At 69.9% G+C, this 13499-nt stretch carries 12 protein-coding genes; 6 read left to right on the top strand and 6 right to left on the bottom strand.

The window, feature by feature from the left end; all coding sequences use genetic code 11:
* Positions 1–501: a hypothetical protein gene (locus BUB75_RS12320; RefSeq protein WP_143175166.1), complete on the top strand. Its 501-nt coding sequence runs from the start codon at positions 1–3 to the stop codon at positions 499–501.
* Positions 502–508: 7 nt separating this feature from the next.
* Positions 509–1036 (top strand): DUF7065 domain-containing protein, encoded by a 528-nt coding sequence (locus BUB75_RS12315; RefSeq protein WP_425430880.1) that lies wholly within the window; start codon positions 509–511, stop codon positions 1034–1036.
* An 81-nt stretch (positions 1037–1117) separates the two neighbouring features.
* On the opposite strand, the gene BUB75_RS12310 is transcribed toward BUB75_RS12315, so the two are convergent.
* Complete coding sequence (locus BUB75_RS12310; RefSeq protein ID WP_073256048.1) at positions 1118–3133, bottom strand: hypothetical protein; 2016 nt, start codon at positions 3131–3133, stop codon at positions 1118–1120.
* A gap of 155 nt (positions 3134–3288) precedes the next feature.
* On the opposite strand from BUB75_RS12310, the gene BUB75_RS12305 reads away from it, so the two are divergent.
* Positions 3289–3888: a TetR/AcrR family transcriptional regulator gene (locus BUB75_RS12305; RefSeq protein ID WP_143175165.1), complete on the top strand. Its 600-nt coding sequence runs from the start codon at positions 3289–3291 to the stop codon at positions 3886–3888.
* A gap of 504 nt (positions 3889–4392) precedes the next feature.
* Here BUB75_RS12305 and BUB75_RS12300 read toward each other — a convergent pair.
* Positions 4393–4950 (bottom strand): TetR/AcrR family transcriptional regulator, encoded by a 558-nt coding sequence (locus BUB75_RS12300; protein ID WP_073256043.1) that lies wholly within the window; start codon positions 4948–4950, stop codon positions 4393–4395.
* A 120-nt stretch (positions 4951–5070) separates the two neighbouring features.
* Here BUB75_RS12300 and BUB75_RS12295 point away from each other — a divergent pair, with 120 nt between their 5' ends.
* Positions 5071–6039, top strand: a complete 969-nt coding sequence (locus BUB75_RS12295) for an alpha/beta hydrolase (RefSeq protein WP_073256040.1) — start codon at positions 5071–5073, stop codon at positions 6037–6039.
* A 4-nt stretch (positions 6040–6043) separates the two neighbouring features.
* On the opposite strand, the gene BUB75_RS12290 is transcribed toward BUB75_RS12295, so the two are convergent.
* The 4 genes from BUB75_RS12290 to BUB75_RS12275 all read right to left on the bottom strand — a co-directional run bounded on the left by BUB75_RS12290 (position 6044) and on the right by BUB75_RS12275 (position 10389).
* Positions 6044–7354 (bottom strand): aconitase family protein, encoded by a 1311-nt coding sequence (locus BUB75_RS12290; protein WP_073256037.1) that lies wholly within the window; start codon positions 7352–7354, stop codon positions 6044–6046.
* Positions 7355–7577: 223 nt separating this feature from the next.
* A complete protein-coding gene (locus BUB75_RS12285) occupies positions 7578–8423 on the bottom strand; it encodes a citryl-CoA lyase (RefSeq protein ID WP_073256034.1) in 846 nt (281 codons plus the stop codon).
* Positions 8420–9625, bottom strand: a complete 1206-nt coding sequence (locus BUB75_RS12280) for a CaiB/BaiF CoA transferase family protein (protein WP_073256031.1) — start codon at positions 9623–9625, stop codon at positions 8420–8422. Before BUB75_RS12280 ends, BUB75_RS12285 begins: the two co-directional genes overlap by 4 nt.
* Positions 9622–10389, bottom strand: a complete 768-nt coding sequence (locus BUB75_RS12275) for an IclR family transcriptional regulator (protein ID WP_073257157.1) — start codon at positions 10387–10389, stop codon at positions 9622–9624. Before BUB75_RS12275 ends, BUB75_RS12280 begins: the two co-directional genes overlap by 4 nt.
* A gap of 140 nt (positions 10390–10529) precedes the next feature.
* Between BUB75_RS12275 and BUB75_RS12270 the strand changes: the two genes are divergently transcribed.
* Together BUB75_RS12270 and BUB75_RS12265 are read left to right on the top strand one after the other, a co-directional pair.
* Positions 10530–11888: an FAD-binding protein gene (locus BUB75_RS12270; protein WP_073256028.1), complete on the top strand. Its 1359-nt coding sequence runs from the start codon at positions 10530–10532 to the stop codon at positions 11886–11888.
* 35 nt (positions 11889–11923) lie between these two features.
* Positions 11924–13447 (top strand): aldehyde dehydrogenase, encoded by a 1524-nt coding sequence (locus tag BUB75_RS12265; RefSeq protein WP_073256025.1) that lies wholly within the window; start codon positions 11924–11926, stop codon positions 13445–13447.
* Positions 13448–13499: the final 52 nt, after the last annotated feature.

Below are 13499 nucleotides of genomic sequence, written 5' to 3'. Positions count from 1 at the left end.
GTGTATCAGATCCATGGAAACGTCGCCATCGTCCGGCAGCACTCCGCACGGATCGAGGAGGCCCCCATCGGTACCTTGGAGACGGCTCCCCACGACGAACCGGGGTGGGAGGTGTTCGAAGCGGACGACCAGTTCCACCCGTTCCCGGCCGATGAGCCACTGTGGACCGAGACGGTGTGGTTCAGCTGGCTGGTCCCCGAACGCCGCCTGCTCGGCTACGTCTATCCGATCTTCCGTCCCAACCTCGGTATCCAGTTCGGTGGAGTGACGGTCTACGACGCCAGCGGCGAGTTGCCCTGGGAGCTGACGGTCCGGCACTGGCAGAACCACCTTCCCCTTCCGGATCCGCTGCCTGACCTGCGCGATGTCACGCTGTCGGACGGCATCCGGCTGCGCAGCGTCCGTCCCGGCCGCACGTTCGAAATCGGTTACCGGAGCGACGAACTCGTCCTCGACCTGCGGTACGAGGCGCTCATGCGGCCGCTCCGTTCCGGGCGGTGAGTCCGCGCTGTTCGCGCAGGGCGGCCACCTCGACCAACCCGGGCACGTCACGGGCACCATGGTCCTGCACGGCGAGAGCAGCCCCGTGGACTGCTACGCGATCCGCGACCGCGCCTGGGGTCCGCGCCGCGATCACCGTCAACGCCGGGTCGGTTACGCCTACGGCACCGCGTCGGCCACCAGCGCGTTCCTCGCGATCTTCGGTCTCGATACGACGGGTATCGACCGGGTCTGGAGCGGCTACCTAATGCGTGACGGGGTCTGGGCGAAGCTCGAGTCCGGCGAACGCCGCGTCGACCGCGACGCTGCGGGCCGTCCCGCCGCCGTGGTGATCGAGGCCCGGGACGAGCTCGGCCGATCGCTGCACGCCAGCGGTACCGTCGTCAGCCGGATGGCCTTCACCCCCTATCCCAGCATGCTCACCTGGTGCGGCATGACCACGTGGGACTTCGACGGACAGCAGGGCTGGGGCGAGGACCAGGACGTCTGGAGTCCTCGTCGCTGGCGGCGCGAGATGATCGCCGACCGGCCGTGAAATCGTCCGGACAGCCGTGCGCCGGCCCGCGGTAGCCGCGGGCCGGCGCGAAGCGGCTTTCGCCGGGGGCCAGCAGTGGGATCAGCCGGCTGCGGCCGCGGCCGTGGCGGCCGCTGCGGTGTCTTCCAGGAGTTCGGCGTCGTGCATCGCGTCGTCGGAGCCCTTGTCGTGCCGCCAGTGGCCCAGCACGAGCAGCCCGAGCCCGCCGAGGGCCCAGAGCGCCATCGTGAGCACGTCTCCGCCGATGCCGTGGCCGTCGAAGTAGACGATGCGCCGGAGCCCGTCCAGGCCACTCGCGGTGGGCAGCACGTTATGGACGATTCCGTAGAACGGCGGAGTCAGGTCCAGCGGGACGACCAGACCGGAGGCGGGTACCCCGAGCAGGATCAGGACGAGGATCGAGACGAGAACCATCGCGGGCCCGATGACCCGGATTCCGCCGATCGTCAGAAGACCGCTGACCAGCGCCAGCCCGAACAGCATCAGCGCGGCCGGGCCCGCCTGTCCGTCGAAGGCGTCGAAGGCCACCCAGCCGTAGAGCGTCTCCACGCCGGCCGCCACCGCGCTCATCACCACGAGGGTCGCGAGCTTTCCGGCCGTGCCCAACCCGGGAACCGCGATGGAGACGACGATCCCCGTGGTGAAGCCGGCCAGGATCGCGCCGATGCCGACATAGAGCAGGCTCGTACCCAGCGGGTCGTGAGCGGACAACGGCGCCACGTCGTGGGTGGTAACGGTCGCCTTGGAGGCCTGGGCGACGGTGGTGAACACGGACGTGACGGTGGCCGAAGCCTGAGTGCCGCCGGCCGAGGCGAGGTAGAGGTCGCCGGTCGCCGGGTCGTAGGCGCCACGCAGATCGAGATTCTTCAGCTTGCGCTGGGCTTCCGCGACGGTGTCCACGCGGCTGACGTCCAGGCCGTCGCCCGCGCGCGCCTCGATCGCCTTGATCATCGTCGTGGCCGGTTCTCCGGAGCCGATGACGGCGACCTTCAGGTGGTACGGCGTGGGGGAGTGCAGAGCGCCGATGAACGACAGCGGCAGGACGATCACGAAGAACAGCGGCATGACGAGCACGCCCGCAGTCACCCGACGCTGCTTGAGCTTCGCCGCGGCCGGGTCCAGCGGAGTCTCGCTGTCGTCCGTGAGGCCCGCGAACGGGCCGGGCGCCCCTTCAGGCTTCGGCGACTTGAGCGTGCTCAACGCGAGCAGCCCGAAACCGATGAGCGCCCACATCGCCAGCGTGACGACGTTCCGGCCGATCCCGGTGCCGTCGAAGTACAGGACGCGACGCAGGCCGTCGAGTGCCGCGGGTGTGGACAGAAGCGGGTTCAGCCAGTCGAAAAAGTCCGGCAGCATGTCGCGCGGAACCGCGGCTCCGGAAGCGGGCACGCCGAGGATGACCGTGAAGAACACGGTCACCATCACCATTGCCGGACCGATCAGCCGGATACCGCCGGCGTGGAAGACGCCGGTGACGAAGCAGATCGCCGCGAGGAGCGCCCCGGTGCCGAGAATCGCGCTGTCGAACACGCCGTAGACGCAGTACGCGGTGAACATCGGGATGACGGCAGCGGCCACGGCGGCTCCGGCCAGGTAGCCGAGTTCGCGTCGGATGGAGAGGCCGGGAACGGCGACGTTCAGGACGGTGGCCGTGAGGAAGCCCGCGACGACCGCGGCCAGCCCGAGGAAAATCAGGCTGACGCCGATCCGGTCGCTGGCGGGTAGCGGCACGACGTCTTCGATCGTGAGGGTCTTGTCCGTCTGCGCGGCGACCTTCGTGAAAAGCTGCTCCGCGGCGTTTGCCCCGGCCGCGGACCCCGCGCTGGCGACGTAGACGGTTGCGGTGGCAGGGTCGTACGCCGCGCGGATCTCCAGGTGCCGCAGCGCGGACCGCGCTTGCTCCACGGTGCCCAGCGTCTCGACCTCGAACGAGTCGCCGACCTGCGCGGCCAGGCCGGTGGCGAGATTGCCGGCCGGGGTCCCACTGCCGATGACGGCCACCCGCATGTCGTGCGGTGCGGGTTGGTGCAGTGCGCCGAGGTAAACGGCCGGCAGCGCGACGAGAAAGAACAGCGGCAGGACGAGGACGCCGAGCAACGGTTTCCATCGGCTCGGCCTTCTCGATACATGCCGTGGTTCGAAACTGGTCGGCGCGGGTGATGACACGTCGATTGCCACGTCAGGACTCCTTCTTAACGACTGTTGTGTAAGCTACACCTGTCGTCTAAAGGGTCGGTAACGGAGTGATCACCATGGCTGACATGCATCTCGAGTCCCGGGCGATCGATCCGCGAGTGACGCGCACCCGCGAACTGCTCCGGGAGGCGGTACGCCGGCTCCTCCGCGAGCGGGATCCGGGCGATCTGTCGGTCACCGACATCACCACCGCGGCGAAGGTCAGCCGGCCGACGTTCTACCTGCATTACGGCAGTCCGGACGAGCTGATCGCCGACGCGGTCAGGGAGGATCTGCGGGCGCTCCTCGATGCCGCCCCGCCCGCCGTGAAGGGCGACGACGGGGTGCCGCCGGTCATGCTCGCGTTGCTCACCGAGGTGAATCGGCTGCGCTGGCTCTACGGCCGGTTGGTCGGGAAGGCCAGCCCGTTCGGGCGCAGCCGCGAGGAGGTCGCGGGGTATCTCGCCGAACGTTTCGCGGAGTTGATCGCCGTCCGCCAACCGGCGATCGAGGACGCCCTTCGGAACGACGCAGCCCAGTTCCTCGCCGGCGGGACCCTCAACCTGCTCGCCGCCTGGATCTCCGCGGAGGAAGTCGCCGGCCCGGCCGAAGTCACCGCGTTCGCGGAGCGTGCCTGGCGATTGATCCGGACGGTCGTCGAGGCGCTGGGCGACTGAGAGGGTGCTGGGCGACTGAGCGGCGCGCTGGAGCGTGTTTCAGATGGGGTGTGCGGAGTGTCGGTCGTCGAGACGTGGCGAGGTCTCCGGTAGGTCAGTCAGCGACCAAGCAGACTGATACGGGTGGGTGTGCCGTGGCGGGTTGTTCCGTCGCTGGCAGTGGGCCGGTGGCTCGGTCTTGATCCTCATCGTTGCGGGCGGCGGGGTTGATCACCTGGGACCTGTGGGTGGACTCCACCGCGACGTGGGCGTATACGCGACATCCATCAGCGGAGCCAGGGGCGGCGGCACGATCACCAACCGCCGGTGCGGTAGGCGTGTTTGAGAGGGGCGTCGCGGGTGTGAGGTCCCGGCGTGGTGGTGATCGATAGCTGGCGAGGTCTCTGGTGTCTGGTCTGCGGCCAGGCAAGGGCAGCTTAACGCCACCGCGCAGTGGCCACCCGCTACGACAAGCGCGCCGTCCTGACCATCACAGCCATCAACGACTGGGTTATGAAACACGCCCTAGGCGCCGAGCCGGCGGAACGAGTCCAACAGGTGGTCGAGGCCCCAGAGGAACTGTTCCCTGCCGTGCGCGGCGCGCGCGTTGAAGTCCAACAGGACGGCGGCGGCGTCGGCGGCCAGCAGATGACCCCACACATAGACGAAAACGGCGTACAAGATCTTCTGCCGATTCTCGTCGGCGACGCCCGCGGTGGCGAGCAGATCGTGCAGGAATCTGGCGTTGCGCGCGCCGGAAGGGCCGTACGGCAGGTGCCGGCCCATTCGGGCCGCCAGGCCGGGATAGTCCGTGATGACGTCGTGAACGCTTAGGAAGCAGGCCCGTAGCCGATCCGCCCAGTCGCCGACCTCGGGGCCGGGAAGGTCGACGCGCCCGATCACGTCGTCGACGACCTGGTCGACGATCAGCTCCATGGTGGCGAAGTGCCGGTAGATCGCCGGCGGCGTGAGGCGCAGCTCGGCGCAGAGTGCGCGGGCGGTGAGGCGGTCGAGGCCGTCGCGGCGGGCGACCGCATCTGCTGCGGCGATGATCTGTTCGCGGCTGACCGCGGGGGCGCGCACACCGTCCTTTCTACCCGCCGCCTGCGCTAGGCGATCTCCTCTCCACGCTATCGATAACACATGTTATCTTCAAACTAGGTGTACTCAGTTACCTCACTTTTCGAGCGGCTAGGAGCGGCAATGGCGCCACAGGAACTGGTCTTCGACGTCACCGGGCAGGTCGGCGCGGGGGGCACGCTGACCCAGGCCGCGTGGTTGTTCACCCCACCCGAGCCGCAGAAGGCGGTAGCGGCTCTGCTCTGCCTGGCCGGCGGAACCTACGACAAGCGGTACTGGCACCTCGAGGTGCCGGGGCACCCGGGATACAGCTTCGCCGAACACCTAGCCGGCCAGGGGTATCTCGTCATCGCGTTGGACCATCTGGGCGTGGGCGACAGTAGCGATCCGACGTCCGCCGGTCCGGTGGGGCTGGAACTGCTGGCGCGCGGTGACGCCGCCGTCGCCGCGCAGCTCACCGAGCGGCTGCGGGCCGGAACCCTGGCCGACGGACTGCCGCCGTTAACGGTGCCGCTGATCGGTGTGGGTCACTCCATGGGATCGTGCCTGACCACGATGGTTCAGGCCACAGCCGGCGCCTACGACGCGGTGGTGTTGCTGGGGTACGGCGTTCAGATCGCCAACGTGTACGAGGAAACCACCGACGCCACCGATCTCGCGGCTCGCATCGAGCAGTCCGAGGCGATCTTCCGGAAGATGAACGGGGTGGAATCCGGCGAGGTCTCGTGCGTGGTGCCCCGCGGGAATCTGCACCACATCTTCCACGCCCCCGACGTGCCGCCCGAGGTCATCGCGGCGGACGACGCTGCGGAGTCCCGGGTACCGGTCCGGGCGGCGTCGGAGGTCACCACCCCTGGCTACGTGCAACGATATGCCGCCCAGGTCGACGTCCCGGTCTTCCTCGGTCTCGGAGCCGGGCTGGACGTCTCGCCCGACCCTCACCTGGAGCCGGGCGGCTACCGCGCGACCGGCGATATCGAGGTGTACCTGGTTCCCGGGTCGCATCACTGCCACAACTTCGCCAGTGAGCGCCGTGCGCTCTGGAACCGGATCGCGGCGTGGGTGCCGACGGTAACGCGAGTCGCGGTCTGACGTCTCAGTCCTTCGCGTCCGCGCCGCGGCGACCAGGCCGGGGAGGAGACCGCCGGCACGCAGCCAGCCCGACTCGGCCGCGGTCTCCACCCGGCTCACCGCGGTGCGTTCGCGAACGCTTCCGTCGCCGGAACGGATCCGGACGGTGACGGCGGCCCCCGGCGAGCTGGAACCCGAGGCGATCGAGGCTCGGTTGCAGACCGGTGTCGCGCAGCAGGCGGGACGCGGCCCGGGAGCCTGGTGTGAGCGAGGTCTTGACCCACGGCGGCACGGTCAGGCCACGCGCGACCGCGTTGCGGGCCACCAGCCCGGCGGCCACCATCGCCCGCGGATTCGAGGTGTTGGTGCAACTCGTGATGGCGGCGATCACCACGTCGCCGTCTCGCAAGCCCCGGTCGTGGGTCGCGACCGGGCCGGCGCTCGCCGGCACCTCAGGGAGCGCGAGCCGCTGGTGCGGCCGCGAAGGGCCGGCCACCGTCCGCTTGACCGTCGAGAGGTCCAGTTCCAGCGTCTCGGCGAACTCCGGCTCGGGTGATTCCGGACCGACCAGCATGTCCTGGGCGGTCAGAAATGACTCGGCGAGCGTCACCTGGTGCTCCGGGCGGCCGGTGGTGCGCAGGTAGGCGAGCGTCGCCCGGTCGGCGGGGAAGAAGGCCATGGTCGCGCCGTACTCCGGCGCCATGTTGGCGATAGTGGCGCGGTCCGGTACCTCCAGACCGGCGAGCCCCGGCCCGCAGAACTCGACGACTTTCCCGACCACGCCGTGTGCCCGCAGCAGGGTGGCCAAGGGCAGCGCGGTGTCCGCCGCGAGCACTCCGGGCGAGAGCCGCCCGGTCATCCGGACGCCGACCACCGGCGGTACACGCAGGACGATCGGCTCTCCCAGCGCGGCGGCGGTTGCTTCGATTCCTCCGACGCCCCAGCCGACCACCGCGAGGCCGTTGATCATCGTCGTGTGGCTGTCGGTGCCGAGCACCGAGTCGAAGCCTGCCAGCCGGCGGCCGTCGCGTGGGCTGTCCGTGGTGACGACATCCGCCAGGATCTCGAGATTGAGCTGGTGGCAGATGCCGACGCCGGGCGGGATCACCCGCAACCCCGGCAACCGTTTCTGCGCCCACCGGAGGAACCGGTACCGGTCGCCGTGCCGCTCCAGTTCACGGGCGAGGTTGCGGTCGGCGGCGTCGGCGGTGCCGGCGTGATCGACCTCCAACGCGTGGTCGACGACGAGATCCATGCGGAGCCGGGGCGCGATCCGGTTCACGTCTCCACCGGTCACCGCGACGGTCTCGGCCAGCGTGACGAGGTCGGCGAGCACCGGCAGGCCGGAGGCGTCCTGGAGTAACAGCCGACGGGGGCGGAAATCGATCGTGCCGGTGCCGCTGGTGAGCGTGGCCAGTTGCTCCCCGGCCGCTCGCCGCCGTGGCGCAAGACATGCTCGGCCAGGACTCGGAGGGAGTAGGGGAGCTGCCCTACGCCTGCGGCCCGCAGGCTGACGAAGTCCACGCCGGGATGGCCCGGTAACGGGTGGCGGAACCCGCTCAATCCTGCGGCTTCCGTGGCTCGGGCCCGCGATACGTGGGCAGGAGCGGAGGTGGGATCGGGCCTTTGATCCGGCGGCCGGAGCCGCGTTCCTCCCACGCGTGGGCGAGGATGCCGACTGATCGGGACAGCACGAACAGGCCCCGGCCGAGCTCCGGCTCGAAGCCGAGCTCGGAGTAGATGACCGCGGTGGCGCCGTCGATGTTCATCGGTACCGGTCGCGGACGACCGGTGGCCAGCTGGGCTTCGATCTCCAGCGCGATCTCGAGGTGACCACCGGCCAACCGGCCGGCCGTGACCTCGGACTCGACGGCGGACAGCAGCGGATCCCGGCGGGGATCGCGGGGATGGAAGCGGTGGCCGAAACCGGGCACGAACCGGCGCGCCGACTTGTACTCGGCCAGCAGCATCCGGACCGCGTCGGCGACCGGGACGCCCTCGGCGTCGCAGGCATGGCGTACGGCGGCTAGCACCTCCATGCACTGCTGTCCCGCGCCACCGTGGGTGTCGCCCAGCAGGTTCACCCCGGTGGCCATCGCGCTGTTGAGCCCGACGCCGCAGGTGGCGGCCATCCGGGCCGCTGCGATCGAGGGCGCCTGCGGCCCGTGGTCGACGGCGGCCACGAGCGCGAGTTCGAGCAGCCGCGCCTGGTGCTCGGCGGGCAGTTCCCCGCGCAGCAGGAGCCAGATCGTCGCCGGGAACGAGGCCGTGCCGATCAGGGATTCGACAGGGTAGCCGCGCAGCCGGATCACGCCGGGTTCGATGTCGGAGATCGAGGTGCTCCACCAGTCGGTGACATCCTCGGTGGTGACGGCATCCTGGGCCGCCCGGCGGGCGGTGGTCATACGGCACCTCGCTCGCGTAGCGTCGCGATCGCGCCGGCGTCGTAGCCGAGTTCGGCCAGGACCTCGTCGGTGTGTGCACCGAGCCGGGGCGGCGGCGTCGTGGGGCCGACGCTGGCCCCGTCGACCTGCGTGGGCAGCCCGACGACGCGCAGTACACCACCGGCGGCGCTGGGCGAGGGAAGTTCCTGGACCAGCCGGCGGTGGGAAATCTGGGCCGAGGCCAGGGCCTCCGGCACGGTGACGACTGGGGCGGCCGGTACGCCGGTCGGGAGCAGGATCGCGTCCCACTCCTGGGCCGTTCTCGTCTTCAGTGAGGTCTCGAGCTCCGCACGCAGTTCGTCGCGGCGTTGTTTGCGGTCTTCTCTGGTCCGGAACCGCGGGTCGGTTACCAACTCGTCGCGCCCGAGGACCTGGCAGAGCTTCTCGAACTGCTCCTGCTTGTTCGCCGCGATGTTGAGCTGTCCGTCGGCGGTCTCGAACGTTCCGGACGGTGCCGACGTGCGGTTCTCGTTGGCCATCGGCACCGGTTCGCGGCCGGCGACCAGATAGTCGGACACGACCCAGCCCATCGAGGTCAGCGCCGCGTCGAGCATGGAGACGTCGAGGTAGGCACCCTCACCGGTGCGCTGCTGGCGAACCAGCGCGGACGAGATCGCGAACGCGGCCGCCAGCCCACCGAAGCTGTCGCAGACCGGGTACCCCACCCGGAGCGGGGCGGTCTCCGGCGCCCCAGTGACGCTCATGATCCCGGACAGGCCCTGGATCACCTGGTCGTAGGCGGGACGTTCGCGCAGTGGTCCGGTGGCGCCGAAGCCGGAGACCGCGCAGTAGATCAGGCGCGGGTTGAGTTCCCGGAGTCGGTCCGGACCGAAGCCGAGTCGCTCCAGCACACCGGGCCGGAAGTTCTCCAGCAGTACGTCGGACTCGGTGATCAGGCGGGTGAAGACCTCCCGGCCGGCCTCACTCTTCAGGTTCACGGTCACCGACCGCTTCCCGGCGTTTTGGGCGAGGAACGAGACGCCGAGGTGTTCCCGGCTCAGCTGCGGATCGGCGCCCAGTTGCCGGGCGAGATCGCCGCCGTCGGGCACCTCGACCTTGAGGACGTCGGCACCGAGCAGGGCCAGCTGGTAGCCCGCGAACGGTCCGGCGAGGACGTTGGTGAGATCCAGGACGCGCACTCCTTCCAGGAGCGACCCGCTCACAGGTAGACCTCGACGTTCCCCAGGCCGGTGGCGCTGATGCGCTGCGCGGCGGCGGTGACGGCGTCGACGTATCCGCCGACCCGATCAGCCGTGAACCGTGACGTCGGTCCGCTGACCGACAGCGCGGCGATGACGCGGCCGTCCCGGTTGCGAATCGGGGTGGCGACCGAGGACGCCCCGAGTTCCCGCTCGCCGTGGGTGATCGCGTAGCCGAGCTCGGCCGTACTGGCTGCCTCCCGGTGCAGCCCGTCGACGTCGGTCTCCGGGTACTCGACCGCCAACGCTTGCCAGACGACCGGCGGCACGCCACCCAGCAGCACCTTCGCCGCCGCGCCCTGTGCCAGCGGCAACGGGACTCCGACCTCCACCACACTGCGGACGGTGGCGGTGCCCGCCTGCTGGGCGATCGACATCCGATGGACGTCCTGCCGGATGTAGACGTTGACCGTCTCACCGCAGGCGTCGACCAACTCGTGCATCACCCGGCGGGTCTCGGCATTGACCTCCCACACGGACTGGGCCAGTCGGACCCAACTCAGGAACGTCGCTCCGAGCCCGTAGCAGCCGTCCTGCCGTGCCGAGACGAGACCCAACGTCGTCAACGTTCCCAGCAGCCGGAGAACCGTGGTCTTGGGTAGTTCGGTCAGGGTCACGATTTCGCGCAGAGTGCGCGCCGGATGCTCGGACTCGAACAGCGCGAGCAGGTCCACGGCGCGCGTGATGCTCCGAACGCCGCCGTCCGTCCGGGATGGGATCTCCGTCATCGGCATGGGCCGGAGGCTAGCTTACTAAGTTAACTCCGTGCTATATCTCCGAACGAGAATTGTCTGCATGGCGGTCCGGCCGCACCACTCCGCGGATCATTCCGCCGTCGAGCTGCCCTCTTCGGGCTGAAGGAGGCAAGGTGACCGAGCAGCAGACCGACCTCGTCGTGGTCGGATGCGGCGCCGGAGGGCTGGCGACCGCAGTCCAGTTCCTGCAGGATGCTCCTGGCCGGCGTGTGACGGTGCTCGAACGCACGCCTCGGACACAGCGCGGCGGCAACACCACCTGGACCGGTTCGTTCTTCCGCCTCGACGCCGACGGGCGTCCCGCCGCGGACTTCGAACAGCGCATGGCCGAGCTCAGCAACGGCAAGACCGATCCGGCGATCATCCGCCGGCTGGCCGCCGATGCCGAACCGACAATGCGGTGGCTCAACGAGCAGGGTGTACGGACCGTCGCGGACACCACCTACTTCCTCACGTCCAAGGGTCCCCGCCTCATGCCCGCCGGCGGCGGTGCGGCGATCGTGGAGAGGCTTTGCGTGCGCGTCGAGGAGCTCGGCGGCACCATCGAGTACGGCGCCACCGCGCGGGCCCTGATTACCGAGGACGAGCGGGTCGTCGGCGTCGAGACCGACGATGGCCGCTCCTGGCGCGCCCCCACCGTCGTGCTGGCCTCCGGCGGGTTCGAGGGCAGCGCCGACCTGCTGGCCCGCCATCTCGGCGAGCGCGGGCGGGAGCTACCGACGATCAGCCCCGGCGGCCGGGCGAACCAAGGGGAGGGGCTGGAGATGGCCCTCGCCGTGGGCGCCGGGGTCGACGGGCAGTTCGACCGCTTCCACGGCGAGCCGATCGACCCACGCACCAACATCGCCGAAGCGCTCGTGATGGTCTACCCCTACGGCATCCTCGTCGACCACGAGGGCAAGCGCTTCGTCGACGAGGGCTCCGACACCCCCGACAACACGTTCGAGCACGTCGCGTACCGGATCTGGCGCGACGCCGACCAGTACGCCTACCTCATCGCCGACCAGAAGCTGGCTCGGCAGGAGATCTCCCGGGCCGTCCTCACCGACCGGGCCCCGGAGACCGCCGATACCCTGGAGGCGCTCGCCGTCCGGCTCGGGATCGATGCCACCGCGCTGACCGCCACCGTCGACGAGTACAACAAGGCAGCCGTCCCCGGCCCGCTCGTGGTCACCGGGCTCGACGGGGTCGCCACCAGCGGGCTGACCCCGCCGAAGTCCAACTGGGCGCGCCCCATCGACGAACCGCCTTACGTCGCGTGGCCGGTGACCTGCGCGATCACGTTCACGTTCGGCGGCGTCCGCACCGATGCCGACTCTCGCGTCCTCCGTGTCGACGGCGAGCCGATCGAGGGCCTCTACGCGGTCGGCGAGCTGGCCGGCATCTACCACCACAAGTACCCCGGTGCGACGTCGGTTCTGCGCGCACTCGTCTTCGGCCGGATAGCCGGCCGCACCGCCGCCGGCCGCTGACTCCGAAGCCGCATGCCTCACCGTAGGGAAGGACCATGACCGCTACCGCCGAACCCTCCGCCCCGCCCGAGCCCGCGGACCGGGAGCACTACCAGATGTTGATCGGCGGGTCCTGGGTCGACGCGTCCGACAAGGGCCGTTTCGACTCGATCAACCCGTTCGACGGCACGCACTGGGCCGACGTCCCGGCCGCGACCGAGGACGACGTGGACGCCGCCGTGCGAGCGGCCCGCGCGGCCTTCGAGACCGGCCCGTGGGCCGGGTACTCCCCGGCGCAGCGTGCTGGTGTGCTCCGGCGGCTGGGGGACCTGATCGCGGCCAACGCCGACGAGCTGGCCCGCGTCCAGGTGCTGGAGAACGGCAAGCTGATCCGCGAGGTCGGTGGGCAGACCCGGGCGCTGTCCGGGCACTGCTACTTCTATGCCGGCGTCGCCGAGACCACCCACGGGCAGACGCTCGCGAGCAGCGTCCCGAACATGCACGTGTTCACCGTCCGTGAGCCGATCGGGGTGATCGCCGCGATCACGCCCTGGAACAGCCCGCTGGCGTTGCTGCTCTGGAAGCTCTGCCCGGCGCTCGCCGCCGGGAACACGATGGTGATCAAGCCGTCGGAGGTCACGCCGGTCTCCACGCTGCTGCTCGGCCGGCTCATCCTGGAAGCCGGGATTCCCGCGGGCGTCGTCAACATCGTTACTGGCGCCGGTCCGACCGGTGCGGCGCTCGCCGCACATCCCGGCGTCGATAAGGTGGCGTTCACCGGCTCGACCGCCGTCGGCAAGGCGATCGCGGTCACCACGGCCGAACGGCTCGCCCGGGTCTCCCTCGAACTGGGCGGTAAGTCACCCAACATCGTCTTCCCCGACGCTGACCTCTCGAACGCCGTCAACGGCGTCATCGCCGGGGTGTTCGCGGCCACCGGCCAGACCTGCATGGCCGGCTCGCGCGTGCTGGTCCACGAGGACATCTACGAGCAGTTCAGCCGCGACCTCGCGGCGAAGGCAGCGGCGATCAAGATCGGCGACCCACTCGACCCGGCGACCGAGATGGGCACGGTGGCGAGTGCGCCGCAGTACGAGAAGGTGCTCTCCTACATCGAGATCGCCAAGTCCGAGGGCGCCGAGCTGCTGGCCGGTGGCAAGAAGCCCGACGATCCGGCGCTGGCGAAGGGGCTGTTCGTCGAGCCCGCCGTTTTCGGTGGCGTCACCAACGACATGCGGATCGCGCAGGAGGAGGTGTTCGGACCGGTCGTGGTGCTCATCCCCTTCCGGGACGAGGACCATGCCGTGCAAATCGCCAACGACACCCGCTTCGGCCTGGCCGCCGGCATCTGGACCCGTGACGTCGCCCGCGCCCACCGCTTGGCGCGACGCCTGCGTGCCGGCACCGTCTGGGTCAACAACTACCGCAAGACCAACTACGTAGCCCCGTTCGGTGGCTTCAAGGAGAGCGGCCTGGGCCGCGAGAACGGTGCAGACGCGATCAACGAGTACACCGAGGTCAAGACCGTCTGGATCGACCTGGGCAACCAGATCACCGATCCGTTCAACCCACGGGCCTGATCCCCGCGCGCCGCGACCTGCAGGCCCCACGGGGCCGCAGGCCGCGGCGCTG

It is taken from the genome of Cryptosporangium aurantiacum (assembly GCF_900143005.1).
GTDB classification, from domain to species: domain Bacteria; phylum Actinomycetota; class Actinomycetes; order Mycobacteriales; family Cryptosporangiaceae; genus Cryptosporangium; species Cryptosporangium aurantiacum.
Note: the sequence above shows the minus strand (reverse complement) of the source record. Positions and strands in the feature narration are given on the sequence as shown.

Excerpts from the sequence above, each read along its gene's own strand:
- BUB75_RS12305 (WP_143175165.1), top strand. The coding sequence starts at position 3,289 with ATGGCTGACATGCATCTCGAGTCCCGGGCGATCGATCCGCGAGTGACG.
- BUB75_RS12295 (WP_073256040.1), top strand. The coding sequence starts at position 5,071 with ATGGCGCCACAGGAACTGGTCTTCGACGTCACCGGGCAGGTCGGCGCG.
- BUB75_RS12285 (WP_073256034.1), bottom strand. The coding sequence starts at position 8,423 with ATGACCACCGCCCGCCGGGCGGCCCAGGATGCCGTCACCACCGAGGAT.
- BUB75_RS12275 (WP_073257157.1), bottom strand. The coding sequence starts at position 10,389 with ATGACGGAGATCCCATCCCGGACGGACGGCGGCGTTCGGAGCATCACG.
- BUB75_RS12265 (WP_073256025.1), top strand. The coding sequence starts at position 11,924 with ATGACCGCTACCGCCGAACCCTCCGCCCCGCCCGAGCCCGCGGACCGG.